Source organism: Rhodococcus sp. APC 3903 (genome assembly GCF_030407755.1).
GTDB classification, from domain to species: domain Bacteria; phylum Actinomycetota; class Actinomycetes; order Mycobacteriales; family Mycobacteriaceae; genus Rhodococcus_F; species Rhodococcus_F erythropolis.
This window is the reverse complement of record NZ_JASDCV010000004.1, coordinates 283,856-310,204: the sequence shown is the minus strand read 5'-3', so window position 1 is coordinate 310,204 and position 26,349 is coordinate 283,856. Positions and strand designations below refer to the sequence as shown.

Annotated in this window: 24 protein-coding genes; 14 read left to right on the top strand and 10 right to left on the bottom strand. The window is 60.7% G+C overall.

Translation table 11 applies throughout. The features are described from left to right. Positions 1-433 precede the first annotated feature (433 nt). Both QMA15_RS08235 and QMA15_RS08230 read left to right on the top strand, forming a co-directional pair. A complete protein-coding gene (locus QMA15_RS08235) occupies positions 434-610 on the top strand; it encodes a hypothetical protein (protein ID WP_019745561.1) in 177 nt (58 codons plus the stop codon). Positions 611-1,075: 465 nt separating this feature from the next. Continuing rightward, positions 1,076-2,719, top strand: coding sequence for an ABC-F family ATP-binding cassette domain-containing protein (locus tag QMA15_RS08230; RefSeq protein WP_019745560.1), 1,644 nt, complete (start codon positions 1,076-1,078; stop codon positions 2,717-2,719). 365 nt (positions 2,720-3,084) lie between these two features. Here QMA15_RS08230 and QMA15_RS08225 read toward each other — a convergent pair whose 3' ends face one another. Then, complete coding sequence (locus QMA15_RS08225) at positions 3,085-4,917, bottom strand: APC family permease (RefSeq protein WP_279163545.1); 1,833 nt, start codon at positions 4,915-4,917, stop codon at positions 3,085-3,087. A gap of 94 nt (positions 4,918-5,011) precedes the next feature. Continuing rightward, positions 5,012-6,223 (bottom strand): DUF2254 family protein, encoded by a 1,212-nt coding sequence (locus QMA15_RS08220; protein ID WP_279163516.1) that lies wholly within the window; start codon positions 6,221-6,223, stop codon positions 5,012-5,014. A 117-nt stretch (positions 6,224-6,340) separates the two neighbouring features. Here QMA15_RS08220 and QMA15_RS08215 point away from each other — a divergent pair, with 117 nt between their 5' ends. Next, positions 6,341-8,707, top strand: a complete 2,367-nt coding sequence (locus tag QMA15_RS08215; RefSeq protein WP_020909327.1) for an arylsulfatase — start codon at positions 6,341-6,343, stop codon at positions 8,705-8,707. 193 nt (positions 8,708-8,900) lie between these two features. Here QMA15_RS08215 and QMA15_RS08210 read toward each other — a convergent pair whose 3' ends face one another. The 3 genes from QMA15_RS08210 to QMA15_RS08200 form a co-directional block, all read right to left on the bottom strand. Further along, the gene (locus QMA15_RS08210; protein WP_019745556.1) at positions 8,901-10,556 is read right to left on the bottom strand and encodes an FAD-binding dehydrogenase; all 1,656 of its coding nucleotides are present in this window, start codon (positions 10,554-10,556) and stop codon (positions 8,901-8,903) included. Beyond that, positions 10,553-11,218, bottom strand: a complete 666-nt coding sequence (locus QMA15_RS08205; RefSeq protein WP_020909325.1) for a TetR/AcrR family transcriptional regulator — start codon at positions 11,216-11,218, stop codon at positions 10,553-10,555. The genes QMA15_RS08210 and QMA15_RS08205 overlap by 4 nt, the downstream gene beginning before the upstream one ends. Before the next feature lie 141 nt (positions 11,219-11,359). After that, positions 11,360-12,691: an MFS transporter gene (locus tag QMA15_RS08200; protein WP_020909324.1), complete on the bottom strand. Its 1,332-nt coding sequence runs from the start codon at positions 12,689-12,691 to the stop codon at positions 11,360-11,362. Between the two features lie 157 nt (positions 12,692-12,848). On the opposite strand from QMA15_RS08200, the gene QMA15_RS08195 reads away from it, so the two are divergent. The 3 genes from QMA15_RS08195 (at position 12,849) to QMA15_RS08185 (ending at position 15,419) form a co-directional block, all read left to right on the top strand. After that, positions 12,849-14,012, top strand: coding sequence for an LLM class flavin-dependent oxidoreductase (locus tag QMA15_RS08195; RefSeq protein ID WP_003940457.1), 1,164 nt, complete (start codon positions 12,849-12,851; stop codon positions 14,010-14,012). Between the two features lie 150 nt (positions 14,013-14,162). Then, entirely contained in the window at positions 14,163-14,699 is a 537-nt protein-coding gene (locus QMA15_RS08190; protein WP_020970975.1) for a hypothetical protein, read from the top strand. A gap of 87 nt (positions 14,700-14,786) precedes the next feature. After that, on the top strand, positions 14,787-15,419 hold the full coding sequence (locus QMA15_RS08185) for a hypothetical protein (protein WP_279163517.1): 633 nt from the start codon (positions 14,787-14,789) through the stop codon (positions 15,417-15,419). Positions 15,420-15,429: 10 nt separating this feature from the next. Here QMA15_RS08185 and QMA15_RS08180 read toward each other — a convergent pair whose 3' ends face one another. Continuing rightward, positions 15,430-15,945 carry a CGNR zinc finger domain-containing protein gene (locus QMA15_RS08180; protein ID WP_003940315.1) on the bottom strand — a complete coding sequence of 172 codons (516 nt, stop codon included), beginning with the start codon at positions 15,943-15,945 and terminating at the stop codon, positions 15,430-15,432. Positions 15,946-15,970: 25 nt separating this feature from the next. Between QMA15_RS08180 and QMA15_RS08175 the strand changes: the two genes are divergently transcribed. The 4 genes from QMA15_RS08175 to QMA15_RS08160 all read left to right on the top strand — a co-directional run bounded on the left by QMA15_RS08175 (position 15,971) and on the right by QMA15_RS08160 (position 19,055). Beyond that, positions 15,971-16,162, top strand: coding sequence for a hypothetical protein (locus QMA15_RS08175; protein WP_021331840.1), 192 nt, complete (start codon positions 15,971-15,973; stop codon positions 16,160-16,162). A gap of 103 nt (positions 16,163-16,265) precedes the next feature. Further along, a complete protein-coding gene (locus QMA15_RS08170) occupies positions 16,266-17,873 on the top strand; it encodes an AMP-binding protein (RefSeq protein ID WP_029256389.1) in 1,608 nt (535 codons plus the stop codon). Between the two features lie 127 nt (positions 17,874-18,000). Further along, positions 18,001-18,285, top strand: a complete 285-nt coding sequence (locus QMA15_RS08165; RefSeq protein ID WP_003939785.1) for a hypothetical protein — start codon at positions 18,001-18,003, stop codon at positions 18,283-18,285. 38 nt (positions 18,286-18,323) lie between these two features. Beyond that, positions 18,324-19,055 (top strand): hypothetical protein, encoded by a 732-nt coding sequence (locus tag QMA15_RS08160; RefSeq protein WP_290283848.1) that lies wholly within the window; start codon positions 18,324-18,326, stop codon positions 19,053-19,055. Positions 19,056-19,069: 14 nt separating this feature from the next. Here the strand turns inward: QMA15_RS08160 and QMA15_RS08155 are convergent, their stop codons facing one another. Together QMA15_RS08155 and QMA15_RS08150 are read right to left on the bottom strand one after the other, a co-directional pair. After that, positions 19,070-21,025 carry an AarF/UbiB family protein gene (locus QMA15_RS08155; protein ID WP_290283846.1) on the bottom strand — a complete coding sequence of 652 codons (1,956 nt, stop codon included), beginning with the start codon at positions 21,023-21,025 and terminating at the stop codon, positions 19,070-19,072. A gap of 302 nt (positions 21,026-21,327) precedes the next feature. Next, the gene (locus QMA15_RS08150; RefSeq protein ID WP_021345701.1) at positions 21,328-21,465 is read right to left on the bottom strand and encodes a hypothetical protein; all 138 of its coding nucleotides are present in this window, start codon (positions 21,463-21,465) and stop codon (positions 21,328-21,330) included. Positions 21,466-22,886: 1,421 nt separating this feature from the next. Here QMA15_RS08150 and QMA15_RS08145 point away from each other — a divergent pair. Continuing rightward, a complete protein-coding gene (locus QMA15_RS08145) occupies positions 22,887-23,186 on the top strand; it encodes a DUF4259 domain-containing protein (RefSeq protein WP_223304584.1) in 300 nt (99 codons plus the stop codon). A gap of 34 nt (positions 23,187-23,220) precedes the next feature. Here the strand turns inward: QMA15_RS08145 and QMA15_RS08140 are convergent, their stop codons facing one another. Both QMA15_RS08140 and QMA15_RS08135 read right to left on the bottom strand, forming a co-directional pair. Then, complete coding sequence (locus QMA15_RS08140; protein WP_134771703.1) at positions 23,221-23,667, bottom strand: hypothetical protein; 447 nt, start codon at positions 23,665-23,667, stop codon at positions 23,221-23,223. 73 nt (positions 23,668-23,740) lie between these two features. Beyond that, positions 23,741-24,622 (bottom strand): alpha/beta fold hydrolase, encoded by an 882-nt coding sequence (locus QMA15_RS08135; RefSeq protein WP_021331848.1) that lies wholly within the window; start codon positions 24,620-24,622, stop codon positions 23,741-23,743. 112 nt (positions 24,623-24,734) lie between these two features. Between QMA15_RS08135 and QMA15_RS08130 the strand changes: the two genes are divergently transcribed. From QMA15_RS08130 to QMA15_RS08120, 3 genes are read left to right on the top strand one after another with little or no spacing between them, the layout of a single operon-like run. Then, positions 24,735-25,379 (top strand): TetR/AcrR family transcriptional regulator, encoded by a 645-nt coding sequence (locus QMA15_RS08130; protein WP_021331849.1) that lies wholly within the window; start codon positions 24,735-24,737, stop codon positions 25,377-25,379. 9 nt (positions 25,380-25,388) lie between these two features. After that, positions 25,389-25,838 carry a MaoC family dehydratase N-terminal domain-containing protein gene (locus QMA15_RS08125; RefSeq protein ID WP_019745537.1) on the top strand — a complete coding sequence of 150 codons (450 nt, stop codon included), beginning with the start codon at positions 25,389-25,391 and terminating at the stop codon, positions 25,836-25,838. Beyond that, positions 25,835-26,275 (top strand): MaoC/PaaZ C-terminal domain-containing protein, encoded by a 441-nt coding sequence (locus tag QMA15_RS08120; protein WP_279163521.1) that lies wholly within the window; start codon positions 25,835-25,837, stop codon positions 26,273-26,275. The genes QMA15_RS08125 and QMA15_RS08120 overlap by 4 nt, the downstream gene beginning before the upstream one ends. Positions 26,276-26,349 lie beyond the last annotated feature (74 nt).

The following is a 26,349-nucleotide window of genomic DNA, read 5'->3' as shown; positions in this document are numbered from 1 at the left end:
ACCCCTTTAACGTCCCTGCCATTGACCGGCAATTCGAGTTATGACCCGTTTGATACTTCGCAACACCCTGTGTCGAAAGTTGTCAGCGTACTCAACGATGCTCCCGCGCCGCGTCTAGATAGATTTTCGCAGCAGATTCGAAGGCGCCAGACCGTGCAGCTTTTTGTTGTAATTCCTTTGAGAGAAACCCACCCTGTACTATTTGGCCATTCTTGCGTGCCGGCGCTGTCGGCGAGTGTGCCTATCAGCTCTAACAAGGCGCTTCGTCGGACCCTGCTGAGAGTATTCCGGAAACCCAGTTGTCCTCATTCGCTGGGTGCCACCATCGTCCATTGAGCTACGTCATCTCCACAGTGTTGCAGAAGACTGCCCGCAGTCGATGCCGCAATCTGAGTCGAGCGTTCGCGGTCGCCTTCGAACGTCTGATTACCAAGTGCTCGATCTGCGCGACTATTGCCTCGAGCAATTTGAGGAGGGGAGCGAAGCGTGTCCATCAATCGACCGATTGAAGACGATCCTGCGCGAAAACCTCGGCAAACAACTGGAATTCGAATTGAACGAAACTTTGCGTCAACGGGTAGACGAGCTGGCAGCAGCGAATGTGCGATGACAGGATGAAAACGCCAGGCTCACAAACCAAGTCGCGGAGCCTGTCAATCAAGTTCGGGAAACCGACGATGAACTGATGGGGGCACACAACAGCTTGCGCGGGATGATCCGAGAACATTCACAATAACGGCAGGTGAGTGGATGGTGACGCCTGCACACACACACACACGAGACCTGATCCAAAGCCCCGCAGCGGGAATGCCACGTTGGCAATGGCTGGATTTGATCGATTGGTCGACGTGCCGCCAGTGGGTTATTGCCGAGCATGGTCCATCCGGTTCCTGCTATCGTGACGACATGCATTTGATCTTTGAGTGACGGATTTCATTTGGTTCCCCGAGCTCGTCGAGCAATCCGAGCCGGGCAGTCGATCGTGAACCTCTGACCCTTGTGGGTCTCCGTCAACTTCTGCGCGCTCGGTCGAGCATCGGTATGTCTCTGTAGCGCGCCCTTTTTAGGGATTCAAATGCCTGATTCAACGATCACTCCTGCGCGCTCGCATGCGCAACTTGTCGTGTCCAACGTCGCCGTTTCATTCGGCGGCGTACCTGTCCTGAGCGGGGTCGACCTCGCGGTAACGTGTTCCTCGCGCTGGGCGGTTGTGGGCGAGAACGGCCGCGGAAAGTCAACTTTTCTACACGTCCTCGCCGGAACACTTCAACCGGATAGCGGCACAGTTACACGTGTCGGCACACTTGGTCTCGCGCAGCAGGAGATGCTCACAACCGACACACGCACCGTCGGCCGGGTCGTAGCAGATGCGATAGCCGATTCGCTGTGCGCTCTGGCGGAACTCGATGCCGCATCTCTCGGTCTTGCCTCAGGGGAGATCAAGGCCGATGAGCGGTTCGCTACCGCGCTCGAACAAGCGGAGAGACTGGATGCTTGGAACGCCGAGCGGCGGGTGCGCATCGCACTCGCCGCCCTCAGCGCCGAAACCGACCACTCCCGTCGCTTAACCGAACTCTCTGTCGGACAACGCTATCGGGTGCGTCTGGCATGCCTGCTCGGGGCGAGCGATGACTTCCTGCTGCTCGATGAGCCCACCAACCACCTCGACTGCGTAGGACTCGACTACCTCACCGAGAGGCTCCGTGCCCGAGCCGGAGGGGTGGTTGTGGTCAGCCACGACCGCGCATTTCTGGCCGACGTCGCGCAGAACGTCTTCGCGCTCGACCCGACACCGGATGGCCGCCCCCGCGTGTACGGCGACGGATACGCGGGCTACCGGGCGGGCCGCGAAGGTGAGCGCGCGCGATGGGAGCAAGACTACGAGCGACAGAAGGTGGAGACGGCACGACTGCGTGAGGATCTCACTACTGCACAGAATCGTCTCGTCAGTGGATGGCGTCCAGGCAAAGGGGCAGGGAAACATCAGCGCGCAACTCGGGCCGCCGGCCTCGTGCAAAGCGTGCACCGTCGCCGCGAGACCTTGGAATCGCAGCGCCTTCCCGTTCCCGAGCCTCCTCAAAGGCTGAGGTTTCCCGACTTGCCGACTCGGTCTGGAGTTTCCCTGCTGGTTGCAAGCGGGGTAACCGTAGCTGGTCGCCTAGTCGTACCGACATCGCTGCGCGTCGACGGGCGGTCCAAGCATGTGGTGACGGGACCGAACGGTTCCGGAAAATCCACACTCCTATCGGTGCTGGCAGGCAAATTGGATCCGACGACAGGGCGCTCTCATACAGCGCACTGTGCGCGGGTGGTACTGCTCCAACAGGAATCGTCGCTGCCTCCAGAACAGCGGGTGGGCGAGTTTTACTCTTCACGGGTCGACGAACTCGTGGCGGTTGGGACGATTCAGACGGGTTCTGCAGTCTCGCTGTCATCGTTGGGGCTCCTGCGTGCATATGAGATGAGCAAGCGGATCGGCGAGCTGTCGATGGGTCAGCAACGCCGACTCGATCTCGCCCTTGCGCTCGCGTGCCGCCCGCACGTGCTGCTCTTGGACGAGCCGACCAATCACCTGTCCATTGCTCTCGTAGATGAGTTGACCGAGGCGCTCAGCGCTACTGAGGCAGCCGTGGTGGTTTCCACTCACGATCGACAGATCCTGCGGGATACGGACGGATGGCCGAACCTGAGGCTGTCGGGCGTCGAGTGCGAGGTGTAGGCATGAGGGTGGAGCGACTCATGCGATGGCGAACGCTACGGCCGCTTCACAATCGTGACTACCGGATACTTCTGTCCAGATCGACGAGAGCCCGCTCGAGCTCTCAGTACTGACGCTTTTCTGATCACGACGAACAGTCGTTGCCCGGCACTCGGAAATTCCCGAGTTGACGGCCAAGGCGATCCGCAACCAGCTCGGAATGGCCGAGCCACGTCAGGGAAAGGGCAAGAGATGAAGGTCAAAGCACACGCGGTCCGATCAGGCGACTGGTGGTCGGTCGACCATGGCGTTGATCGGGATCTCGGCATATGGGCTAGTCCTGGTGGCACTGGCATGTTGTTCGGGACCTCGCTCTGAGCGTCGGCTCATGCGCGTAGGGCGGGATCGCGGTGAGCGGGATCTATCCGGACCGGAATTTGACACACGACGGCCTCGGTGTGTTTGCGCAGTGCATGAGCGATCTCGTCGGTCCGTTGGCTCGGGAGGAATCGGTGCCATCTGGTCGCCGGGTCGATGGTGGCGACGACAACAAAGGTTTCCCGGTGGGGGAAGTGTGTGCGGATGTATCGAGCGAGGGTGTTCCCCACGGAATTCTCGGTGTCCTCGATGACGATCAAACGCGAATTCGGGTGTCGGGCTTGCCATCGGCGGGTGAAGTCCGTCGTCGATTCGTGGGCCAGGCAGACTCGAATTGCGATGGGCTGCGAAGACATTGCCGTTGCCGCGGCCATCGCGCGGGTGGAGAGCGACGTAATTTCGGACACGGGTACTAGGACCGCTGGTTTGTATCCGATAGACAGAGAATCGTTCTCACCCTGAACGGTTAACCGCGTACCGATATGTGTGTACGCACCGCGGATGCGTTCCATGCCGAGGACGAGCGCAGGGAGCGCGAGAGCGATCAGCCAGGCGCCCTCGGTGAACTTCATGGCGGTAGTCACCACTGCTGCGATCGAAGTCAACGCAGCGCCGAAACCGTTGAGCGCCAATCGCCACTTCCAGCCCGGTGTCCGTTCAGTGAGCCAGTGGCGCACCATGCCGAACTGCGCGAGCGTAAATCCGATGAATACACCGATGGCGAACAGCGGCACCAAGGTGTTCATGTTTCCGCCGGATCCGATGAGCAGGAGAGCACCGACGCCACCGAGCGACAAAACGCCGTACGTGAAGACGTCGCGCGTCGACTTCCGGCTGAAGCGGTGCGGGAGCACGTTGTCGTCGGCGAGGATCCGCATCAGGTTGGGAAGTCCGCCGTACGAGGTGTTCGCGGCCAACGCCAACAGAATCACGGTGGAGAATTGGACGACGTAGTAGCCCACACCATTTCCGAGGGCAGCGGAAGTGAGTTGCGACAGGACCGTTGTTCCAGGGACCGGGGCCAGTGAGAACTTCTCGATCAACACGGCAAGGCCGATCAGCATGGTGCCCAACAGGATTCCCAGAGCTACTTCGGCACGCTGAGCGCTACGCACGCGAGGCTTCTTGAAACTGGGTACCGCGTTGGCGATGGCTTCGACACCGGTCAATGCGGCGCAACCATTCGAAAATGCCTTGAGCAGAAGGAGAATGCCGATCGTGTGTGCGTTGTCGGCGAGGAAGGGAGCCGTGGCGGCGGCAGGGTTTTCCCGAAGTAGTCCGGCACCGATCACCGTGAAGATGCTGACGACAAAAACCACGGTGGGCAACATGAATACCCGCGCGGAATCTGCGATGCCCCGCAGATTCAGTGCCGTGATGCCGCCGAGTATCGCCAGTGCGATCCAGACCGTGTAGGGAAGAAGCGCAGGGAAGGCGGAGGTCAGAGCCGCGACACCGGCTGCGATCGACACCGCGACGTTGAGGGTGTAGTCGACGATCAACGATGCGGCGGCAGTCAGGCTTGCGCGAGGACTCAGATGCTTCTTTGCGACGGCGTATGCGCCACCGCCTTCGGGAAATGCGGCGATCACCTGGCGATACGACGCCACCAGGACCACAAGCAGCACGGCGATGGCGATCGTCACCGGCACGGTGAAGCCGATCCCCGCGCCGCCGGCGAGGGCCAACACCAACACGATGGCCTCTGGACCGTACGACACCGAGGCCATCGCGTCGAGCGACAGACCCGCCAGTCCGGTTGCGACGGAGAGCTTTTGCTTCTCAGGTTCGCCGCCGGCGCGGGTGGTCGACGATATGACTCCACGGTGTCCGAGTATCACTGCATGTCTCACCGAGTCAGTATCGATACTTCCCGTTGAGCTGAGACCGATCTTGACGATGCCTTGACGCGATCACCAACAAATCTGTACGGGTTCACAACGGCGGTTCGAGTCGCGGGAAGCCTTGTGACAGCTGATCAATCCAGCGGGCGCGCATGGCGAGAATATCGCGGTTCCGAGACTCCGATTGGGCGGCGACGTGCGAAAGTAGGTCGCGAAGTCGGCCCAGAACGAGTGGTGAGTTCGATGCCGAGGTAATGACGTCGTCCAGTCCGGTTCTGACGAAGGTCGTGAAGTCGGGTAGCGGAATCACCACACGCAGATCACCACGCTCGTCGACGGCCCGGATCGAATCTGCGCGCACGGAGGCCACCAGAGAGAGGAGGTCCTCGATCTCGTCCAGAGCCTGCACGGCCGTCGCAGGATCGTTGATAGCGGGTGAGAGCGCTCTGAGCGCGATGTCAGCCAACAACCGAATCGCGAGTAGGGGGTCCTGGGTGAAGGTCCGCTCACTCCCACTGACCAAGGCGTCAAGGATCGTGTTGGCGGGCATGGGTCCGCCGTAGACGTCGGCGAGCGGCAATCCGTCTCGCAGCGTGCTACCCGGCGACACTCGGAGGACCACCATGGATCGGCAGTTCCGAGCGCTCTGCAGGAGATCTTCGACGAGGATCTGTTGCAGAACGGCCGGCGGTCGATGCCACTCGACAGTCGTGATCACCGGAAGTGTTGGTAGAGGAGGCAACTCCCGATCGGTGGTGGGGTACACGGCGGCGAAGACTGCTCGGCCACGACTCGAGATCGAGGTCAGTACAGGAGCCAACTGGATGGCCGAGAATGCGCGCAGCTGGAGCAGCCTGATCAGCGTCAGCGTGGCCAAGAGCGCCAGCACTGCGAGACTTGGCACAACCACGGACACATCCGTTTCGTTGCTGATGGCGAGCGCTGCCGTGATGTCGAAAACCGACTGGCCTATGGCGAAGGCAAACGTCCGCCACACGATGGGGTCGTCGCGGAACAACAACAAGCGAGGAGTGAAGGTGGTCGCGGCCCACTGGACGACAAGGAACAGTAGCGAGAAGATCACTGCGACTACACCCAGTAACCCCAGCCCGAGTGCAACGAGCATCTCGCTGACCTGACGGGCGGGAATCATTGGGCCGCTACGTAAATATGGCATCGCCAGTCCGGCAGCCAGTCCTACGACGACGCACAGGATCTGGGTCAGGCCGGCACGCACACGGCGCCGGGGGACGAGGAAGGCATGCCCGATCGGGGTGGGAGCGAAACGTCCGGGCTGATCCACCCTTCAAGCCTCCACGCTGCGGCAATGGTGCGCCTTCACCCGAAACGGATGATGTCGACGTCGTCGTGATCCTGAAACGCTTGAAAGGCCCATGTGAGAGACAGAAGGCGAGACGTCATGACGGATCCGACAGGCCAGAGCCGCGCTGTACTACCGATTCCGGATCGACAACATCTTGGTCTGGTGACGTACGACGCGAAGGATCCGGACACGGAGTTTCCGCCGATCACTCCGCTACTGCCGCCGGCCGGGGCACCCAATGTTCTGGTGGTCCTGTTGGACGACGTGGGATATGGCGCGAGCAGTGCCTTCGGCGGACCAGCGGACACACCGACTGCTGAGCGATTGCAAAGTAGTGGGCTCACGTACACGCGGTTTCACACGACTGCGCTGTGCGCACCGACCCGCGCCGCACTGCTGAGTGGGCGCAACCACCATTCGGTCGGTATGGGCTCGGTCACCGAAACCGCGACCTCGGCTCCTGGACTTTCCGGTCTGCGCCCGAATACCAAAGCCGCACTGCCGATGACGTTGAAACTGAACGGATACTCGACGGCGCAGTTCGGCAAGTGCCACGAGGTACCGCCGTGGCAGACATCCCCGGTGGGGCCGTTCACATCGTGGCCGACGGGAGAAGGCGGATTCGAGCACTTCTACGGATTCATCGGCGGGGAGAACAACCAGTACTACCCGGCGCTGTACGAGGGTGTCGCGCCCGTGGAGGCGGACAAGACACCGGAGGAGGGTTACCACCTCACCGAGGACCTGGCCGATCACGCCATCGACTGGGTTCGGATGCAGAAGTCATTGGCTCCGGACAAGCCGTTCTTCGTCTACTTTGCACCCGGCGCCACACATGCACCGCACCATGTTCCGAAGGAGTGGGCAGACAAGTACGAGGGCCGGTTCGCAGGAGGTTGGGACGCGCAACGCGAATCGATTCTCGAGCAGCAGAAGCAGCGGGGAGTCGTCCCCGCGGATGCGGTCCTCACCCCGCGCCCCGAGGCCATTCCGGCGTGGGAGGACATGAGTGAGGAGATGAAGCCTGTCCTCGAACGCCAAATGGAAGTTTATGCAGGGTTTCTCGAACACACCGATTTCCATGTCGGCCGGCTTGTCGATGCGATCGAGGAACTCGGAGCTCTCGACAACACCCTCGTGTACTACATCATCGGCGACAACGGAGCGTCTGCAGAGGGGACGATCAACGGAGCCTTCAACGAGATGGCCAACTTCAACGGACTCGCCGCCATCGAAACACCCGAGTTCATGGCGGAAGTGAAAGACAAGTTCGGTACCAAGGACGCGTACAACCACTACTCCGTGGGGTGGGCATGGGCAATGTGCACGCCGTACCAGTGGACGAAACAGGTTGCCTCGCATTGGGGTGGCACTCGCAACGGAACGATCGTGCACTGGCCGGCGGGGATTCGGACCAAGGGTGAGACGCGGTCGCAATTCACCCACGTCATCGACGTCGCACCAACGATCCTCGAGGTCGCGAAACTGCCGGAACCGACCTTCGTCAACGGCGTCCAACAATCACCGATCGAGGGGACCAGCATGGTCTACACCTTCGACGACGCCGAAGCCGCCGAACGTCACGATCTGCAGTACTTCGAGATGGCCGGCAATCGCGGTATCTATTACAAGGGTTGGAGTGCGGTCACCAGACACAGCACTCCGTGGCTGTTCGCGGAGGCACTCCCCGCTCTCGACGACGACGTGTGGGAGCTCTACGACGGGTCGCAGGATTGGACGCAGTCCAAGGATTTGGCGGCCGAGTTGCCGGAGAAACTCGCTGCACTGCAACGCTTGTGGTTGATCGAAGCAGTCAAGTACAACGTGCTTCCGATCGACGACCGAAGATTCGAGAGGTTCAACCCTCACATCGCGGGGCGTCCGCAGTTGGTGTCCGGGAACCGACAGGTTCTGTTTCCCGGAATGAAACGGCTGAGCGAGCACAGCGTGCTGAGTATCAAGAATCGATCGTTCAGTGTCACAGCAGCAGTCGACATCGCGGATGGCATTACTGCCAACGGTGTGATGATCGCGCAGGGCGGCAGGTTCGGCGGCTGGGCACTTTACGCGCGGGAAGGTCGCGCCAAATTCGTCTACAACCTGCTCGGCATGACCGAGTTCGTCGTCGGGTCCGACGTTGACATTCCGGCAGGATCACATCAGATCAGAGTTGAGTTCGCCTACGACGGCGGTGGTCTCGCGAGGGGCGGCGGTGTCACGATCTATCACGACGGTCACGAAGTGGGTTCGGGTCGCGTCGAGCAGACCCAACCGATGGTCTTCTCGGCGGACGAGACCACCGACATCGGTGACGATTACGGCATGCCTGTCAGTGTCGACTACAGTGGCGCAACCACATTCAACGGCCGTATCGAGGTAGTGCAGATCGACGTCGGCGACGATGACCATACCCACCTGATCGACCCGGAGGAGGTGGCGCGAGTGGCGTTGTCCAGACAGTGATTCCACTGACAAGAGCAGCAGTCACAATCTCCTGAGGGAGGGTCGCAATGCCGACCGTCATCCGTACTGTTCACGATCTGGTCCGCCACGCGCGCGGGCCGACGCACCATCACCACCATCAATCCGTGCATGAGGCACGGCGAATGCGCGCCCACCACATACTGGTCACGCATTCGCTCGCCTGATTTCGGGGCTACAGGTCGCGCGCCAGTGCTCGTCCGGCTGCGCGGCCGGAGAAGATGCAGCCACCGAGGAAGGTCCCTTCGAGCGCGCTGTAACCGTGGACTCCGCCGCCGCCGAAGCCCGCGACCTCACCGGCTGCGTACAGGCCGTCGAAGACACTGCCGTCGGCCTTGATGACCTGTGAATCCAGGTTGGTTTCCAAGCCGCCGAGGGTCTTGCGGGTGAGCAGGTGCAACCGGACCGCGATCAGTGGGCCGTTCTTGGGGTCCAGGATCTTGTGCGGTGCAACGACGCGCACGATCTTGTCTGCCAACAGATTACGGGCCCCGTGGATGGCGGTGACCTGGAAGTCCTTGCTGTACTTGTTGTCGACTTCGCGGTCGCGGGCGATCATCTCGCGCTCGATGTCCTCGTAGTCGAGGAGCGGTTCGTCGGTGAGGGCGTTCATACCGTCGACCAGATCACGAAGGTTGTTGCGCACCACGAAGTCTGCGCCCTTCTGCTTGAACGCCTCGACTGGTCCCGGCGCGCCCTTCTTGATTCGTTCGAGGAGGAGCTTGAAGTCGCGGTTGGTGAAGTCGGGGTTCTGTTCCGATCCCGAGAGTGCGAACTCCTTCTCGATGATCTTCTGATCGAGGATGAACCACGTGTACTCGTGGCCGCTGTCGAGGATGTACTTGAAGGTTCCCATCGTGTCGAAGCCGGGGAAGTTGGGGACCGGCAGACGCTTGCCGGTGGCGTCGAACCACATCGAGGACGGTCCGGGGATGATTCGGATTCCGTGGTTGGGCCAGATGGGATTCCAGTTCTGGATGCCTTCGGTGTAGTGCCACATGCGGTCGCGGTTCACGATGTTTCCGCCCGCGGATTCGGTGATTTCGAGCATACGTCCGTCGACGTGTGCAGGTACTCCCGTCAGCATGTGCTTCGGTGCCTTGCCGAGTCGCTCGGGCCAGTTCTTCTTCACCAGTTCGTAGTTGCCGCCGATTCCACCGGAGGTGACCACGACGGCCTGTGCAGCGAACTCGAATTCGCCGATGGGGGTGCGCGAACTCTTCACGCCGCGCAGATCACTGGAAGGTTCGAGGACGGTTCCGCGGACACCGGTGACCGCACCGTCGGTGACGACGAGTTGATCGACTTGGTGGCGGTGCTTGAACGTGACCAGTCCACGCTTCTGAGCGGCGATCACCTTGGTCAGGAAGACATCGACCACGCCGGGGCCGGTTCCCCAGGTGAGGTGGAATCGCGGTACCGAATTGCCGTGTCCAAGAGCCATTCCGCGGCCACGTTCGGCCCAGCCGACATTCGGCATCAGGCGGAGCCCCAGATCGTGCAGGTACTGACGCTTGTCGCCGGCCGCGAACTCGACGTACGCCTTGGCCCACTGGCGAGGCCAGTGATCTTCGCGCTCACGGTCGAATCCGGCAGTGCCCATCCAGTCCTGCATTGCCAACTCGAGAGAGTCCTTGATGCCGAGTCGGCGTTGCTCGGGGCTGTTCACGAGGAAGAGTCCGCCGAGCGACCAGAATGCCTGCGCGCCGAGGTTGGCTGCGTTCTCCTGTTCCACGACAAGGACTTTGCGGCCGGCGCGTGTCAGTTCGTAGGTGGCGACCAGTCCCGCCAGCCCTGCCCCGACAACGATGACGTCAGCTTGTTCGCTCACGACAGCTCCTCTTTCGATTGGTTGTTCTGGATTATTTCGCTGTAGGACAGCAGGATTCGAGTGAAGATATCGCGGCGCAGTGCGAAGGCGGCGTTGGTGTCGGTGTCGACGAGACACTGCACGCTGGTGCCGTCGTGCACTGCGACCAATGCCCGTCCCAACGCAGTCGGGTCGCCGACGATTGTTCGCCCGACGTCGCTGAGTGCGGACTCCACAATGGGCAAAAGGGTGCGAAGGATCGCGTCTTCACGGTCGGCAAGGGCTTTGCGAAGTGCCGGGTTGCGGAGCGCGTGAGCGGTGAATTCCGCGTTGATCCGGTACCACTGCGGGTCGACCGGAACCACCGCCACGATCCGGGCGACAGCGGCATGGATGTCGACGGTGTTGCCGGCGGTGATCGACTCCGTCGCCAACCGCAGATCGGCGAGCATAGCTGCAGATCGTTGCTCCCACATCGCGAAGAACAGTTCGTCGAGTGAATCGAAGTTGGAGTAGAACGCGCCTCGGGAGTAACCGCCGCGTTCGCAGATCTGCTCGACCGTGGCGTGCCCGAACCCCGATTCAGAGAAGGCGTCCGCAGCCGCGTCGAGCAGGCGCTGCCTGGTTTGACCACGGCGTTTGGTGACACGCTTGGCCGGCGAGTTGTCCGTTCCAGTCGTCATCGGCGCCTCCGTCGGGGTGGAACCCAAACGATACACCGATGTATCCGATGCGAAGACGTATCTCGATTAGATCTTCTTGGCAGGTGTTTCTATCTATATCTAGCAAATATGCAAGATAGGAAGATATTTGTATGACGACAGCTACAAGTGCAGATCACGCTTCCTGATCGCCGCAGTGGCGACGACGCTGATCGCCGAGGTGGCCACGAGATATCCACATGCCAGCCACGGTGAACCGCCACTGGCGCCGATCAGTGCCGTCAGAATCAGAGGTGTGACGCCGGAGGCGTAGATACCAGAGAACTGGTAGACGACCGACAACCCGGTGTACCGGATTTCTGTGGGGTAGAGGCTCGCATACAGGGTTCCCTGGGCACCGTAGAACAAGGCATGAATCACTCCGAAGACCACGACCATCGCGACTCCGAAGAGCAGGAGGTTCTCAGTACCGAACAGTGCGAAGGCGGGGAAGATCGCGAGGCCGTACGCGGCGATGCCCACGATGTAGACCCGTTGCGGGCCGAACCGATCGGTGAGTAAACCGGAAAACGGCAGCAAGATCGCCATCACTACTGCGGCCACGGTGACCACAAGAAGTACGGGAACCTTTTCGAAATGCAGCGTCTTGGTTGCATACGTGATTGCAAAGACGCCCCAGGTGTTGAACGCGGCGCCCTCGCCCCAGCGAGACAACATGCCCAGTACGGTGTTTCGCGCGGCTTTTCCTTGAAAGACTTCCCTGAGCGGGGCGGACGAGCGCTGTTCGAGGTCGCGAACGGCCTGAAAGGCGGGCGTCTCGTCCACCTTCAAGCGGACCACCAACCCCACGATCACGAGCACCAAGCTCAGGACGAAGGCGATGCGCCAGCCGAAACGGAGAAACTGGTCGTCGTCGAAGACTGTTTGAAGCAGCGCGAACATTCCTGTGCCCAATGCCAACCCGAGGGCCAATCCGATCTGCGGGATGCTGCCGAACAGTCCGCGCTTCTTCTCCGGACTGTGTTCGACTGCCAAGAGAACAGCTCCGGCCCACTCACCACCGAGAGCAAATCCCTGCAGGATACGAAGCAGCAGAAGCAGAATCGGTGCAACGACTCCGATCTGAGCGGCGGTCGGAAGAACGCCCATCAGCGCCGTCGCGATACCCATGATGAACATCGTGAGAGCAAGCGTCTTCTTGCGCCCGATGCGATCGCCGATGTGACCGAACACCACTCCACCGATGGGGCGAACGAGAAAGCCGACTGCGAAGGTCGCAAAAGAGAGCATGGTCCCGACGAACGAACTCTGGTTCGGGAAGAACAGTTGGTTGAAGACCAGACTCGCTGCCGTTGCGTAGAGGAAGAAGTCGTACCACTCGACCGTCGTGCCGAGCAGGCTCGCGGCGACGACGGTTCTCAATCTGGATCGCCGCTCGTCGTCGGTCTCGTTCGAGAACGGTGAATTGTGCTCGACTTCGGCAAACGTGGTCATCGGAGCCCCCGGGTCGCGGTGCAAATTCACGAAGGTATCGCCGGCGCCGAAAGTGGGCACCCCTAGCGATCAGGGTGATTTCAACCCTGTTCTTCGAGGTGGACTGTGGTTGTAATGACAGAAGAGTTCTGCCTGTACGTCGACGAAAGGAATCACCGTGTCACTGCGCTTCCACTGGTTCTTGCCTACTTACGGTGATTCCCGGAATCTGATGGCGGGTGGGCACGGCAGCTCGATGTCCGGTGATCGCCCGGCGACGCTGAAATACCTCAATCAGATCGGCGCGGCCGCCGAGACGAACGGCTTCGAAGCCGTCCTCACGCCCACCGGCGCGTGGTGCGAAGACGCATGGCTGACGACGGCGATGATGCTCGAGACCACCGAGACACTCAAGTTTCTGGTTGCTCTGCGCCCAGGATTGCTCAGCCCCACGCTTGCCGCTCAGATGGCCGCAACCTTCCAATGGCAGTCGGGCGGTCGTCTGCTGCTCAACGTCGTGACCGGCGGGGAGGACCACGAGCAGCGCACGTTCGGTGACTTCCTCGACAAGAACCAACGGTACGCACGATGCGGCGAGTTCCTCGACGTGATCCGCCAGTTGTGGTCCGGTAACGGTCCGGTTGATTTCTCCGGCGAGTACGTCAACGTGGAAAAAGCTACGCTGCAGCGTATTCCGGATCCGGTACCGCCCATCTTCTTCGGCGGATCCTCGCCGGCGGCCGGCACCGTCGCATCGCGCTACGCGGATACCTACCTCACCTGGGGTGAGACGCCGTCCGCTGTTGCCGCCAAGATCGCCTGGATCCGCGACCTCGCGGAAGTCCAAGGTCGTCACCTCGACTACGGAATCCGTTTGCACGTCATCAGCCGGGACACCTCGGAACAGGCATGGGCAGAAGCGGATCGGCTGCTCAGTGCGCTCGATCCGGCGACCGTCGAGCAGGCTCAGGCGAGTCTTGCGCGATCCGGCTCCGAAGGTCAGCGTCGGATGCTCGAATTGCACGGCGGTGGTTCGGCTTACAAGGAGGGCGTCGGAGCGCGGTCGCTGGAGATTGCGCCGAACCTGTGGACCGGCGTCGGATTGGTGCGAGGGGGAGCAGGTACCGCATTGGTCGGTTCGCACCAAGAAGTGGCTGATCGGATTGCCGAGTACGCGGCGATCGGACTGGATCACTTCGTATTGTCGGGCTATCCGCATCTCGAAGAGGCGTATCAGTTCGGTGAGGGTGTGCGTCCGATCCTCGAAAAGCGTGGATTGGTAGCACCGCACGGTTCGGTCGGCGGACCGGTGCGAACGCCCTTCGTCTCCAGTGGGAACTGAGTCGAAAAGCTAGCTCTTCGAGAAGGGGACGTTTGTCCCGATCTTTCGGGCATGCCCTCCCGGCGGGGCAATTGGGCCATTTCGGGCGCTAGATCCGATCTAGGCTGCGCACTGTTGCCGAACTCAAGGCGCAGTACGAAAGGATCCTCGATGAAGCTGGGCACGAGTGGAGTACGTCGCGTAGTGGGAACCGTGGCAGTCGCCGCTGCAACCGCGGCAGGCGTCGCGATGGTCAATCCTGCGACTGCGTCGGCCGAGGTGGTCCCCCCGGTCGTCTCGTACAAGGTGACCGGAAACGATCTGGCGCTGACGATCACGAACAACAACACGGGAATTGCCCCGTTGTGCCAGGCGTTCGTCGTCAATGCCGCGGATTCTGCTGCTGTGCTTGATGATCCGCTGAAACTGCTTGATCCGAACCTTGTGGTGTACCCCAAGATCACCGATCCGGCCTCGCTGTTCGACGTGGGCAAGGGGCAGACGGTCACCGATACCGTGACCGATGTTCCGGACGGAACCTACGCCGTGCTCGGTGCCTGCTCCGATCTTCTCGATCTCGAGACGTTGGGTAAGCCCGTTCCTGGCGTGCCGAGCCTCGTTGTCATCGGTGGACCGTTCAGCGGCATCAATACCGGGAGCCTGAGCGACCTGTTCGGTAGCGGCAGCCTCGAAGGACTTTTCGGGTAGCTCGCTGCTTGTCTCCCCAATTTTCCGACTGAGCGGTCTATTCTTCATGCATCTGGTGATCTGACCGACTTGCCTGGAGGTTCGGAAATGCGAAGTCGTGGATTCAAACGCGCTCTCGGAAGCATTGTCGCGGCGTCGGCCGCCATCGTGGGACTGGTTGTCATGACTCCGGCGACGGCGTCGGCAGCACCAGCGATTCTTCCGCCTCCGGTATCGGTGAGCGCAGCGGACAATGCGATCACCTTCACCATCACCAACCCGAACCCGCGGTTCAGCTTCATCAACTGCACGGTGGCGATCCTCAATGCCAGGGATGTCCCCGACGTGATTCGCGATCCGGCAAAGCTGCTCCAGCCTGGCGTGTTGGTGTACCCGACCGTCAGTAACATCCTCGATCTGTTTGCCGTTTCGCCTGGGCAGACGATCACGCGGACCGTCGGTAATCTGCCGGCCGGGGTTTACGCCGTTGCGGGAGCATGCGTTCGACTGCTCGATCCGACCAACCCCACTATCGCGATTCCGCAGGCAGTTGTGGTCGGCGGCTGGTTCGAGGGCGCGGGAACCGGAAGTCTCTCAGGATCTTTGGAGGATCTGGGATACAACACGGTTCAGGACTTGATCGACGCGTGGAATCGGATCAGCTCGGGAAGCAGCGGCGGTAGCTTTCAGTTCGAGTACCAAGGTGGCTCGGATTTCGAGGTAGTGGGTCCCACGTCGTAGTAGGTGCAACTCACTTGCGTGCACGATGACGCCGCACCGCGTCGCGGTTCGCGCACGTGGGGGAGCAGTACCGCTGATTGCCGTTGCGGGAGGTGTCCGCGTAGATGTTGGTGCACTCGTCCAGGGTGCATCGACCTAATCGGTGCATGCCGCGGCCGACGAGGTGTAGCGCCGTGCCTACCGAGAAGAGTGCCTTGAGGACCTCGGCGAGCGACTGTTGGGGATCGCGGTAGTGCAGATGCCAGCCGTCGTTCGCGTGGTTGGTCATGCGCGGATACGCCGACGCTTGCTCGAGCATGACGTTCACCAGTTCGGCGCGGGCTGCCTCCTCCGTGACGTCGACGATTTTCGACCACTCGATCAGAAGGTCGAGGGTCTCGTCGAGGTCCTTCTCGGCGATGGGGAAATCGAGAATGATGCCTGCATCGACGCAGCGTTCGACGAGTTCGGCCAGGGTCTCGGGGTTTCGATTGGCCAGGTCGGCGGCCAGCGTCACCGCATATTCGCCGTAAGGGTTGAGATGCACAATGCCATTACATCATGCTCGTTGCATGAAGAAAACAGAGATCACGCCGATCGGTTGCATCCATCGCTGGGAGGTCGAATCCCGGCACCGAACCAGCGAGGGGACGGTCACCTACCTGCGCTGCCATTGCGGGTCGTGGCAGACCTTGCTCGCCGAGTGGATGTCGGGTGGGGCAGCCTCGGCCGTCGCCGCACCGATAAAGGTCAGGTCCAGGTAATGATCAGCTAATCGTTCCGTTTTACCTCCGGCGACATGGAACGTGTTCTAGATTCAGGGTTATCTGCCTCGATGTCGCGGCGCGGACTCTGAAAGGAAAGACAATGCAGTTCAATCTTGCTGACATATTCGAGACCGTTGCCGGCTCAGTCCCTGATCGCGTTGCATTGACTTACGAGGGAGAGAATTTCTCCTACTCTCAGTTGGATGCGGAGGCTAACCGAACGGCCAACCTGTTCGCGCAAGCCGGCATCTCGAGCGGCGATCATGTAGCCCTGTTCCTGAAGAACAGCGTCGAACATGTCACGTCGATCCTCGGGTTGATCAAGATCCGTGCGGTCCCGATCAACGTGAACTACCGGTACACACCCGCGGAGCTCGAGTACATCTTCACCAACTCCGACTCGGTCGCAGTGGTCGTGGAACTCCCCGAGCATCAGCGTGTCCTTGCTTCCCTCTTCGGTGCATGCCCGAAGGTGAAGACGGTGATCGTGATCGGCGAGATCGACGCCGAACTGGTCGCCGCAGCAAAAGCGCATGAAGTTTCTGTGGTTTCGTTCGACGACGCTCGTGAACAGTCGCCGGTGGGGGAGTTCGACGCTCGTTCTGGCGACGACGTGTACCTCCTCTACACCGGCGGGACCACCGGATACCCGAAGGGTGTCATGTGGCGTCATGACGACTTCTTCCGTAAGCCGCTCTCCGGCGGCAATCCGTACGGTGAGGGAGCGCGACAGGACCTCGCCGAGATTGCCAGTGCTGCAAAGGAATTTCCGGAACTTTCGTTCCTCATTGCAGCCCCGCTGATGCATGGCGCCGCGTTGTACTCGCTGTTCACCTTCCTCACCCTTGGTGCGCGAGTTGTTTTACGACGCGAGTTCGACGCGGAGAAGGTCGTCGAAGCGATCGAGAAGGATTCGGTACAGGTGATCTTGATCGTCGGCGACGGCATGGGACTGCCGTTGGTCGACGAGATGGAACGACGCAAAGACGAGGTCGATTTCAGCACCCTGTTCTCGATCACCTCGGGTGGCGCGATCTGGTCCACGAGTGTTCGGGATCGTATGCTGGCGGTGAAGCCGGACCTGCTGCTGCGGGACAACTTCGGAGCCTCCGAGTCCGGTAACGACGGCGCCTTCTCCATCGACGAGGCGGGCAATCTGCGAATGCCGCCCTCGCCGAACATGATTCTGGTCGACGAGCGCCTCGAAGAGATTCCAGCGGGCTCCGACGACGTGGGCTACATCGCGCGCATCGGAAACGTCCCGCTCGGGTACTACAAGGACGAAGAGAAGACCGCCCGCACGTTCCCGACCCGCGCCGACGGCACCCGCCTTTCGGTGCTCGGCGACATGGGCAAGGTGGAAGCAGACGGCACCATTGTCTTCCTCGGCCGTGGCTCGCAGTGCATCAACACCGGTGGCGAGAAGGTCTTCGCCGAGGAGGTCGAGGCTGCCCTTCACGCACATCCGGCGATCTCCGACGCGCTCGTTGTTCCCGCACCCGATGCGCGCATGGGGCAGCAGGTCGCAGCGGTGATCGCGACCTACCCCGGATCCGACGAGCTGACTCTCGAAGCGGTACAGGAACATTGCCGCAAGACGTTGGCCGGCTACAAGGTGCCGCGCACGATCGTGCTTGTCGATGAAGTCAAGCGAACCCCGGCCGGTAAGGCGGACTACCGCTGGGCGACGACACTGGCATCGACCTAGCAACGTGGAATGGGCGACGACGATCTTTCACACGGATTTCACCACGACATAAGAGACATACCGGAAAGATGGTGCAGAGTAAGTCGTTCGCGCCTTGCGTCGTCACTCCACGAAAGGGCCTTGTCTCATGCTCATCATCGGAATACTCCTGTTCGGGATCGTCATCGGAGCGGGAGCCCAGCTGATTCTGGGGAAAACGACCGCACGAGTGGACTGGACCTTCGCGTTCATCGCGGGAATTGGTGGTTCGCTGGTCGGCGGATTGCTTGTGAGTTTGATTGCAGGCGACGGATTATCGTTGCGCCCGAGCGGCATCCTCGGGTCCCTTGCCGGCGCTGTCATCATCACCGCGGGGTGGCAGTGGTACCGCGGCAGGAACGCAACTACAACTACGCGTCCGTCTGATCGCTGATTTCCACAGTTCCGTCAGGGGACGGAGAGCGTCGACATATGAACGAACTACTCGATGAAGTCCTCACCGCACATGGCGGAGTCGAACATTGGCAGTCCATTTCAGCGATCACGGCACGGGGACGTTTGGGCGGTCTGCTGCCTCAGCGCTTCCCAGGCAACAAGTTGGCGAAGTTCACGGTCGAGGTTGAAGTCGCCGAGCAACGCACTGTCCTCCAAGACTTTCCGCGTGTCGGCGAGTGCGCTGTGTTCGACAAGGGGGTCGTGCGGATCGAAACTCGTGACGGCGAAGAACTCGGGAGTCGAACCAACCCACGTTCAGCGTTTTTCGGGTTGAGTGGAGTCCGGCGCAACCTCCACTGGGACGCACTCGACACCGCTTACTTCGCCGGCTACGCCTTTTGGAACTATCTGACGGCACCGCTGCTGCTCGCCCGCGACGACATCACTGTCGCCGAAGCCGAACCTTGGCAGGAATCCGGGCAGCAATGGCGACGACTTCAGGCAACGTTCGCGCCGGCGATCGATACCCATTGCCGGCAGCAGACTTTCTATGTCGAGAACGGTGGCCTCATCCGCCGTCACGACTTCGTCGCCGAACCGGTAGGCAGCTGGGCGAAAGCTGCTCTCTACTGCGACCAGCATCGCGAGTTCGACGGTCTCACCTTTCCCACTCGACGACGTGTGCTCCCGAGAGGGCCAGGCGGCCGCGTTCTCTCGCGGCCGACGCTCCTGGCGCTCGACTTCGACGACATCGAGATCAAGCGATGAAAATCAGTTCTCGGTTACCTGTTGTCGAGTGTGAACAAACGGAACACGGTCCGCATGCACAGAACGACGCCGACGAAGCCCAGTACCGCACTCACGAGTGCGTAGGCCGACAGCTGAGGTGTGAGTTGTGGTCCACCAGGTACGAACAGAAGGATCGCCGCGACAATCAGCGCGGTCACTCCCGCCGCCATACCCAGGGCGTTGTTCGCCGACCGTCGTAGCCATCGCCTGTCGTCGGGGTGTGCGACCGAGCGTGTGCGAAGTGTGAAGCTTCCCGATGCGATCGAGGTCGCGATCTGGTCGAGCTGACCAGGCAGGCGCCTGACCACCGCGGTTGTGACCGCCGTCGTCGACAGGATTGCCTGCGCGGCTGCAGTCGGGCTGGCGACCTGGGTCAACAGTCGGGGTACTTCGGCCCGAACAGCAGCGACGAGGTCGATCTGCGGATCCAGGAGCCGGAGGGCGCGCTCCAAAGACGCGAGCGAACGGAAAGCGGCGGCAACGTCTCCCGGCACTCCGATTCGGTGTTCTCGAAGCACGGTGAACATTCTCGCGAACGATGCCATGGAAACATTGGGTTGGACACTGAGCAGGGTGATCTCTCGGCCCACCTGGTGACGTAGTGCTCCGCGATCAACTTCGGGCGGTACGTCGAATGCCATCATCATGGCGTCGACTGTCGCCACCGGATCACCTGCGAGGGCAGCGTTGAGGAGCACTGCGAACAAGATCCGTGTCTCGCCGTCCAGAACCCCTACTGCGCCGAAGTCGAGGAGCCCGACCCGGCCGTCATCGAGGATCATGATGTTGCCGGGGTGCAGGTCCGCGTGAAACACCCCGTGGACAAAGATCCCGTCGAGCAACGACGCAAGAAGTTCGTTGGCGACGCTGCTGCGGGTGTCGCGGTCGAGGCCGGTGAGCGCGGCCTCACCGTCGGAGAGCGGTGTGCCGTGAAGCCGTTCCATCACGAGCACCCGTCCACTACTGAGGTTGGGGTAGATGTGCGGAACGACGATATCCGGGCGGTTCGACATGGTGGAAGAAATCGCGCTGGTATTCGCTGATTCGGTGCGGTAGTCGAGTTCCTCGAGTAGTGACGTGACGAGGCCCCCGGCGAGTCGATGAACTCCGATATCGCGTGCCCAGGGAAAACGGGTCTCCGCGAGCGCCGAAACGCGAAGGAAGATATCGCAATCCACGCTCACTTGTGCGCTCGCCTCGGGACGTTGAACCTTCACCACAACGTCGACGCCTTCAACGGTGCGCGCGGAATGTACCTGTGCGACAGAGGCGGCGGCGAACGGCTCCACATCGAACGACGCGAACACCGACTCTGGTGCGTCGCCGAGTTCCGATGCCAGTAGCTCCGCGATACGGTCGGGATCAGCCGGGCGTGCCGAACTTTGCAGAGAAGAGAGGGTGTGAGCCAACTCGGGTGGTATGAGGTCGTCTCGCGTGCCGAGGATCTGTCCCAACTTGACGAAAGTGACACCGCACCGGTTGATTACTTCCACCAGTGCGTCCCCGAACTGAGGCGCTGACGGCCCAGCACGGAGAGCGGGCCCGCCTCCCGCTCGCACGACGATGCCCATGATCTGGACGTACCGCTTCGTTCGGCGCCACGATTTTCGGCTGCGCCGCAATGCTTCCGACGGACCTGGTAGGGATCCTGTAGGAACCACGACTTCGAGGAAAACCAATGCGGCCAGGCATGCTGCGAACACCCATATCGCGACAACTCCGAAGAATATGAGTGCTGTTCCCACGCTCACCAGAAGTTGATCGTCCTGGCTGGCAATTCCTGCGAATGTCGCGGCGTAGCCAGACAGGGGGACACCCACCGAGAGCGCTATCACCGCGACCAGAAGTGTTCGTGGCCATCCGACTCTCGTCCCCAGCGTTCGTCGCATCACACCCGCCAGTGCTGCCGCAAGAAATGGCGTCGTGACGATCCAGACCATCAAGTCCATTGCGATAGCGTACGGGTTCGCGATCTGCGATACATCCAGGAAAACCCCGAGCCCACCCCGACTGACGGGTAACAATCCCGACAGTGCCCAAGCGTCGAACATGCTTGGGCACTTCGGTGTTCATTCGCTCCGATGGCGACTCGTCCTGATCGACCGTCCAAAACTGCGTTCACTGACCATCCGCGAGGCCGAACTACGCATCATGCTCGTCAGCGATGTCCCGGCCCCCTTCGCGCGGAGCTGTACAGCCGAAGAACAGGCTGCGATGGACGCCGAGCAGAAGTGGAACCGAGTGGGCTCCTTTAAAGAATGGGGCCGCCGGTGAACAGGTTGACGAGACTCACCGCGAAGAACTGGACGATCGCTATGGCGGTGGCAAACGGGTCGCCCGCATACGTAGCTTGGTTGACCCATTCGTTGAATGCGTTGATCGAACCCATTGTGATTCCTCCTGAGTAGTGATGGCGTGATCGATTGAAACTGGTGGTATGACACTCGACACGAGGGACGTCAGTACGGACCCGGCGCAGTTGGGCATATGAGGCCACGAAAGGTCAGTGACGAGCGCCGACGGTACGCTGCGGTTGGTTGCCCTCTGCGTTTCGAATGTAGTTCCTCGACTTAGGAATACCGTGAAGGACGGGCGGATTCGGTTACGAGTATCCCGCGACAGACGACATCGTCAATATTACGATGTCGGCAACAAACGCGACGACGGCACCAATCGGATTCTGGACAATCCACGAAATTACTTCAGTCATGTTCTCGGTCCTTCCTTAGCGTAAGACGCGTGATCGAATACTCGACCAGCTATTGCAGTACCCGGCCCCGTTCGGCGAATTAAACCGTTACCGAGGATGATTGGCGCAAATAGATAGATCGCACACCGGGGGCGTTGAATCAACTCGCCCAATCGTTGCACCTCTATGCTCGGGGTTCGATTCGTTACCAACATCTTTCAGAGAAGGGGTGATCAGTCCCATCAGTGATCGGTACCCCGCGTGCGAAATCCTTCTTCGTAAACACCTGCCCAGCAACGTCGTAACGTCAGCGGTGGCAGTTGGCAGAGCCGACCGTCTTCTCGAGATCGTGGCGAGTTTTGCTGGGCAGATGTGACACTACCTTGCGGTCTCGCCGGATCAGGCTTCCTTTCGGAGATCGATGGCTGTTCTTCGTGTGGTTGTTACACGATCGACGGAATCGCTGTTGGGGGTGGCGATGCGCAGCTAATTCCCCTACGAATCTTCAGGAATTGCCTGCGACACCCGTGGATACGGATCCTCGATCTCCACCGAGCGCAATTCCGTGTGCCGACAACATCGCAGTGCTTCCGACCGGATCGATGCACCCAGAACCAATCGCCGTCACGCACAAAGGGCCAGACGGTTCTGGGAAAGACCCAAGCGCTCCTTCAGTTCCCGGCGATCTGTTGCGCCAGTTCGAGTTCACACCTGATCTAACTGGTCGACGCATAGTGGTGTACCGGTAGCCGAAAGAGTCCTGCCGGTCGGTTAGTGTTGACGGTGAAACACGACGTGGAGGTGGCTGTGAGAATCTGGAACTGGTTGATGCTCAAAATCTCAGCAATCGGCGGGTCGCCGAAGTTTCGGAAGATAGTCGACAGTCCGATTTGGGCGGGCGCCAATGACCGCAAGCTCTGACTGAGCGGGCGGCAGATTCTCCAATTTGCAATTGCCGACCTGCGACTGCGGGCACGCTCACGGCCTGCTGCGACGGGAACGCGACTGTCGACCTGAATTTATCCGCAATCGATATGGGAGGGCTTGTGGGAGTCTGGGGTCCGGGAAACTTTGACAGTGACACCGTCGCGGATGGGTTGGGGGCCCTGACCGGTCGAATCGTGGACGACATCACTGCCGAGTTCGAAGATGATTCGAGTCTGGAGCCGGATGAATGGGGCGGGGAGATGGTGCCGGCGTGGCTCGAGATCCTCACCGATATTGCCCAGACGAAACGAGTCGGTGTGACCTTTCCATCGACACAAGTGCTGATCGACTGGCGCGATCGATATCTGCGCGTGTGGGATGGCTACATTGACGAACTCGAACCGGACGAGGATCACAAGGTCGCTCGACGTGCAGTGCTCGTCCATACCTTTGAACAGGCGGTCGCCCTCGCAGCCGAGCGCGAACAGGCATAAACCTGGTGCGGCCGCGCTACTGACCATAGATCCGTCAGTTCCCCGGTGGAACGACGGTGAACGTGAACCCTCCGGAAGTCATTGCGTTGGCTTCTTCGAACATCGAACAGAGAGCTTCGGCGGCGTCGGTCGCCAATGCTCGGGCAGCGCTGGGGGTTCGACCTCGGGCAGTCACCGCGAGCCCAGGTACGTCCGCATCTGTGATCGTCAGATCGGACTCGTAGTCGGAAGCACTGCCACCGAGTATCTGCGCGAGTTTTTCAGCAGGAACGGACATGCCGTTGGAGGCTTCCCGATCACCGATGTACGCATCGCGCGGGGACCCGTCGTAGAGTCCGGTTCGATTACTACTGAACTGAACTACTGCAGTTTCGGTGAAGGAGATGGTCTTCGTCCACCACAGACCTCCCGCTACGACCAAAATGGCGGCGGCAACGGCCACCATTACCTGACCGCGGCGGTCGGAGAGGAATGTTCTCATCTGTCAGTTGTACCGCCTTGGCCGGCTGATTGACCGGCTTCATCACTACCTTGTCGGCGGCTGGTCCGCGAGATCACGTCCGCTTCGCGTCGTCATGATTGCGGACGAACTTCATGAGTCGGGGAATTACCCGATCAGGTATGTGTCCCAGGATTCCGTGGCCGGTTCCGGCATAAATCTCCACTTCGGCTTCAGGTACAAGATCAGCTAACCTCGCGGCCACCCGCTCGGGGCTGGAGACCACCGTCTCAGCGCCGGAGATTACGAGCATTGGAACCGAGATCGACTGCACTTCTGCATCTTTGAGCATTCGTGCCCACCCGACACCGGGCCGGTAGTTCAATGCCTCTGTAACCAAAGCGAACTCGCGATCGCCGATGACGTACCCGGGGGACAGCCAATCGTTGAGCTTGCGAATATTTTTGTCGGTGCGGCGCATACCGGCGCGGACCATCTTCAGCAGCACACGCCACGAGGGCTTGTCGAAGACTCCGCCCGGTTCGATTAGGGTCACACTCGCCAGTCGTTCAGGGGCGTGAAGTGCTACTAGAACGGCGTGCCACGCACCATGCGAGTAGCCGACCAGGTGGACGCGATCGACCCCGAGTTCGTTCAATACCTCGCCCACCCAGGTGGCGAAGTCGGATTCCCCGGTCAATGGAGCGGTCTGCACACTGCGGCCTGCAGTACCGATCGTGTCCAGCGCATAAACGACTCGGTCCCGGCACAGGTCCTCGATGACGATGTGCCATTGCAGACAATTGGCGCCGACTGCGTGCAGCAGGACGATCGGCGTCTCCGTGCCGGTCCCCGACCTACGGACATGGGTGGTTCCGAACGATGTCGGCACGTCGAGTTGTGTCGACGGAACCGGCCAGGTGCCCTCCAGTTCTCGGTAGATGCTCTCGTACGCCTGCTTTGATGCTTCGTTCTTGAATCGTCCGATCTTCGGCATGAGCCTCCCTCTCGCTGCATTCAATTTTGATGGTATGACCGTATCACTAATGCGGTACGTGCGTATCATTAACGAGTCAAAGTCATCCATTCGAAAGGGGAAGGACAGCCTCATGCCGCGACTGGTCGACCATGAAGTGAGGCAACGGGAGATCACCGATGCGGTGCGGCGAGTGATTGTCGACGGTGGGCTCGCGGCGGTGACATTTCAGTCCGTTGCTGCCGAGGCTGGGATTTCGGTGCGACTTGTGCAGTACTACTTCGGCACGAAGCGGGAATTCCTTCTCGCGACGCATCAAGCTGTGCGTCAGGATGCGGGTGCTCGCTTGATGCAGGAGTTGTCTGTTCTTGGCGCGGAAGCGACACCCCGCGAGGTTATTTCAGCGTTCCTTGTCGGCATGCTCCCACTCGATCGACAACGTCGGGAGGAAGCGATTGTTCTCGGTGCCTTCCACGCTGCCGCACTGACCGGACAAGGAATCGCCGCCGAGGAAACCCTCACTGCCCCAAGAGAGTTGACAGTGCTCATTTCCGGCCAGCTTCAACGAGTGACCAATCGGGACGCGGTTGCGCCGTCAATGGATCCCGACCTCGACGCCGAGCTCATTCTGGCGGCTGTCGCCGGGCTCGCCCAGGGGATGCTTCCCGGCTACGCCACAGCAGAATTGGCGGCCCAGTTGGTTGAGCGTCTCCTCGATCGCATTCTCGGGCCGACGAGACCTCAGGCCACGAATGAACCCGAAGTCGGCCGCCGTTAGTATTCCGGGATGTCTCCTGTGAACCCAGCGCTCGCCGGCCGGGTGTTTCCCTCGTCTTCGTACCTTGTCGGGCGCGAAAAGATTCGCGAGTTCGCTCTGGCGGTGCGTTCGAGCAATCCCTTGCACCATGATGTCGGTGTCGCCAGGGAGGCCGGGTTCGTCGATGTCATCGCGCCGACAACATTCACAACCGTTGTCCAGCAGCGAGCGATCATGGCACTGCTGCGCACGCCGGATACTGGGCTCGATCCGACTCGTGTGGTCCATACTTCCGAGAAGATCGAGCATCAGCGTCCGATAGTCGCCGGCGATGACCTGTCTACGACACTGACGATTACAGGGGTGACAGTGCGAGCAGGCAGTGCGATCCTGTCGACAGTTTCCGAGATCCACGACGTGACCGACGCTTTGGTCGCAACGGTCACCTCGACCCTGCTGGCGCGAGGAGAAGGCGCATGACCGTACCCGTCGTGCCGGTTTTCGAAAACCTCGTCCTTGGTGACATCGTCGCGAAGGTTGATCTGGTCCTCACTCGTGATGACCTAGTTCGCTACGCCGGTGCCTCCGGCGACATGAACCCGATCCATTTCAACGACGCAATCGCTACTGCGGCTGGGCTACCGGGAGTTCTGGCGCACGGAATGCTCACTGCCGGAATTGCTTTGCAGGCCATCGTCGACTGGGTTGGTGACCCGAGCGGTGTGATCTCGTATGAAACTCGCTTTACTCGGCCCGTCGTAGTCGATGCCGTCGATGGTGCTGATCTCTCCATCGCTGCGAAGATCGCGCGGATCGACTCCACAACGCGGACTGTGCGTATCGATGTCACCGTCATGCACAAGGGCCAGACGGTTCTGGGAAAGACCCAAGCGCAGCTTCAGTTCCCGGGCGTCTGACAGGGTTGCGGGCTGTCACTGGTCACATCGGGACCTACGCATCCGGGCAGGAGATCAACTGCATTGTGGCGCAG

Excerpts from the sequence above, each read along its gene's own strand:
- QMA15_RS08230 (WP_019745560.1), top strand. The coding sequence starts at position 1,076 with ATGCCTGATTCAACGATCACTCCTGCGCGCTCGCATGCGCAACTTGTC.
- QMA15_RS08215 (WP_020909327.1), top strand. The coding sequence starts at position 6,341 with ATGACGGATCCGACAGGCCAGAGCCGCGCTGTACTACCGATTCCGGAT.
- QMA15_RS08205 (WP_020909325.1), bottom strand. The coding sequence starts at position 11,218 with ATGACGACTGGAACGGACAACTCGCCGGCCAAGCGTGTCACCAAACGC.
- QMA15_RS08200 (WP_020909324.1), bottom strand. The coding sequence starts at position 12,691 with ATGACCACGTTTGCCGAAGTCGAGCACAATTCACCGTTCTCGAACGAG.
- QMA15_RS08190 (WP_020970975.1), top strand. The coding sequence starts at position 14,163 with ATGAAGCTGGGCACGAGTGGAGTACGTCGCGTAGTGGGAACCGTGGCA.
- QMA15_RS08185 (WP_279163517.1), top strand. The coding sequence starts at position 14,787 with ATGCGAAGTCGTGGATTCAAACGCGCTCTCGGAAGCATTGTCGCGGCG.
- QMA15_RS08175 (WP_021331840.1), top strand. The coding sequence starts at position 15,971 with ATGAAGAAAACAGAGATCACGCCGATCGGTTGCATCCATCGCTGGGAG.
- QMA15_RS08170 (WP_029256389.1), top strand. The coding sequence starts at position 16,266 with ATGCAGTTCAATCTTGCTGACATATTCGAGACCGTTGCCGGCTCAGTC.
- QMA15_RS08165 (WP_003939785.1), top strand. The coding sequence starts at position 18,001 with ATGCTCATCATCGGAATACTCCTGTTCGGGATCGTCATCGGAGCGGGA.
- QMA15_RS08160 (WP_290283848.1), top strand. The coding sequence starts at position 18,324 with ATGAACGAACTACTCGATGAAGTCCTCACCGCACATGGCGGAGTCGAA.
- QMA15_RS08155 (WP_290283846.1), bottom strand. The coding sequence starts at position 21,025 with ATGGACTTGATGGTCTGGATCGTCACGACGCCATTTCTTGCGGCAGCA.
- QMA15_RS08150 (WP_021345701.1), bottom strand. The coding sequence starts at position 21,465 with ATGGGTTCGATCAACGCATTCAACGAATGGGTCAACCAAGCTACGTAT.
- QMA15_RS08140 (WP_134771703.1), bottom strand. The coding sequence starts at position 23,667 with ATGAGAACATTCCTCTCCGACCGCCGCGGTCAGGTAATGGTGGCCGTT.
- QMA15_RS08135 (WP_021331848.1), bottom strand. The coding sequence starts at position 24,622 with ATGCCGAAGATCGGACGATTCAAGAACGAAGCATCAAAGCAGGCGTAC.
- QMA15_RS08130 (WP_021331849.1), top strand. The coding sequence starts at position 24,735 with ATGCCGCGACTGGTCGACCATGAAGTGAGGCAACGGGAGATCACCGAT.
- QMA15_RS08125 (WP_019745537.1), top strand. The coding sequence starts at position 25,389 with ATGTCTCCTGTGAACCCAGCGCTCGCCGGCCGGGTGTTTCCCTCGTCT.
- QMA15_RS08120 (WP_279163521.1), top strand. The coding sequence starts at position 25,835 with ATGACCGTACCCGTCGTGCCGGTTTTCGAAAACCTCGTCCTTGGTGAC.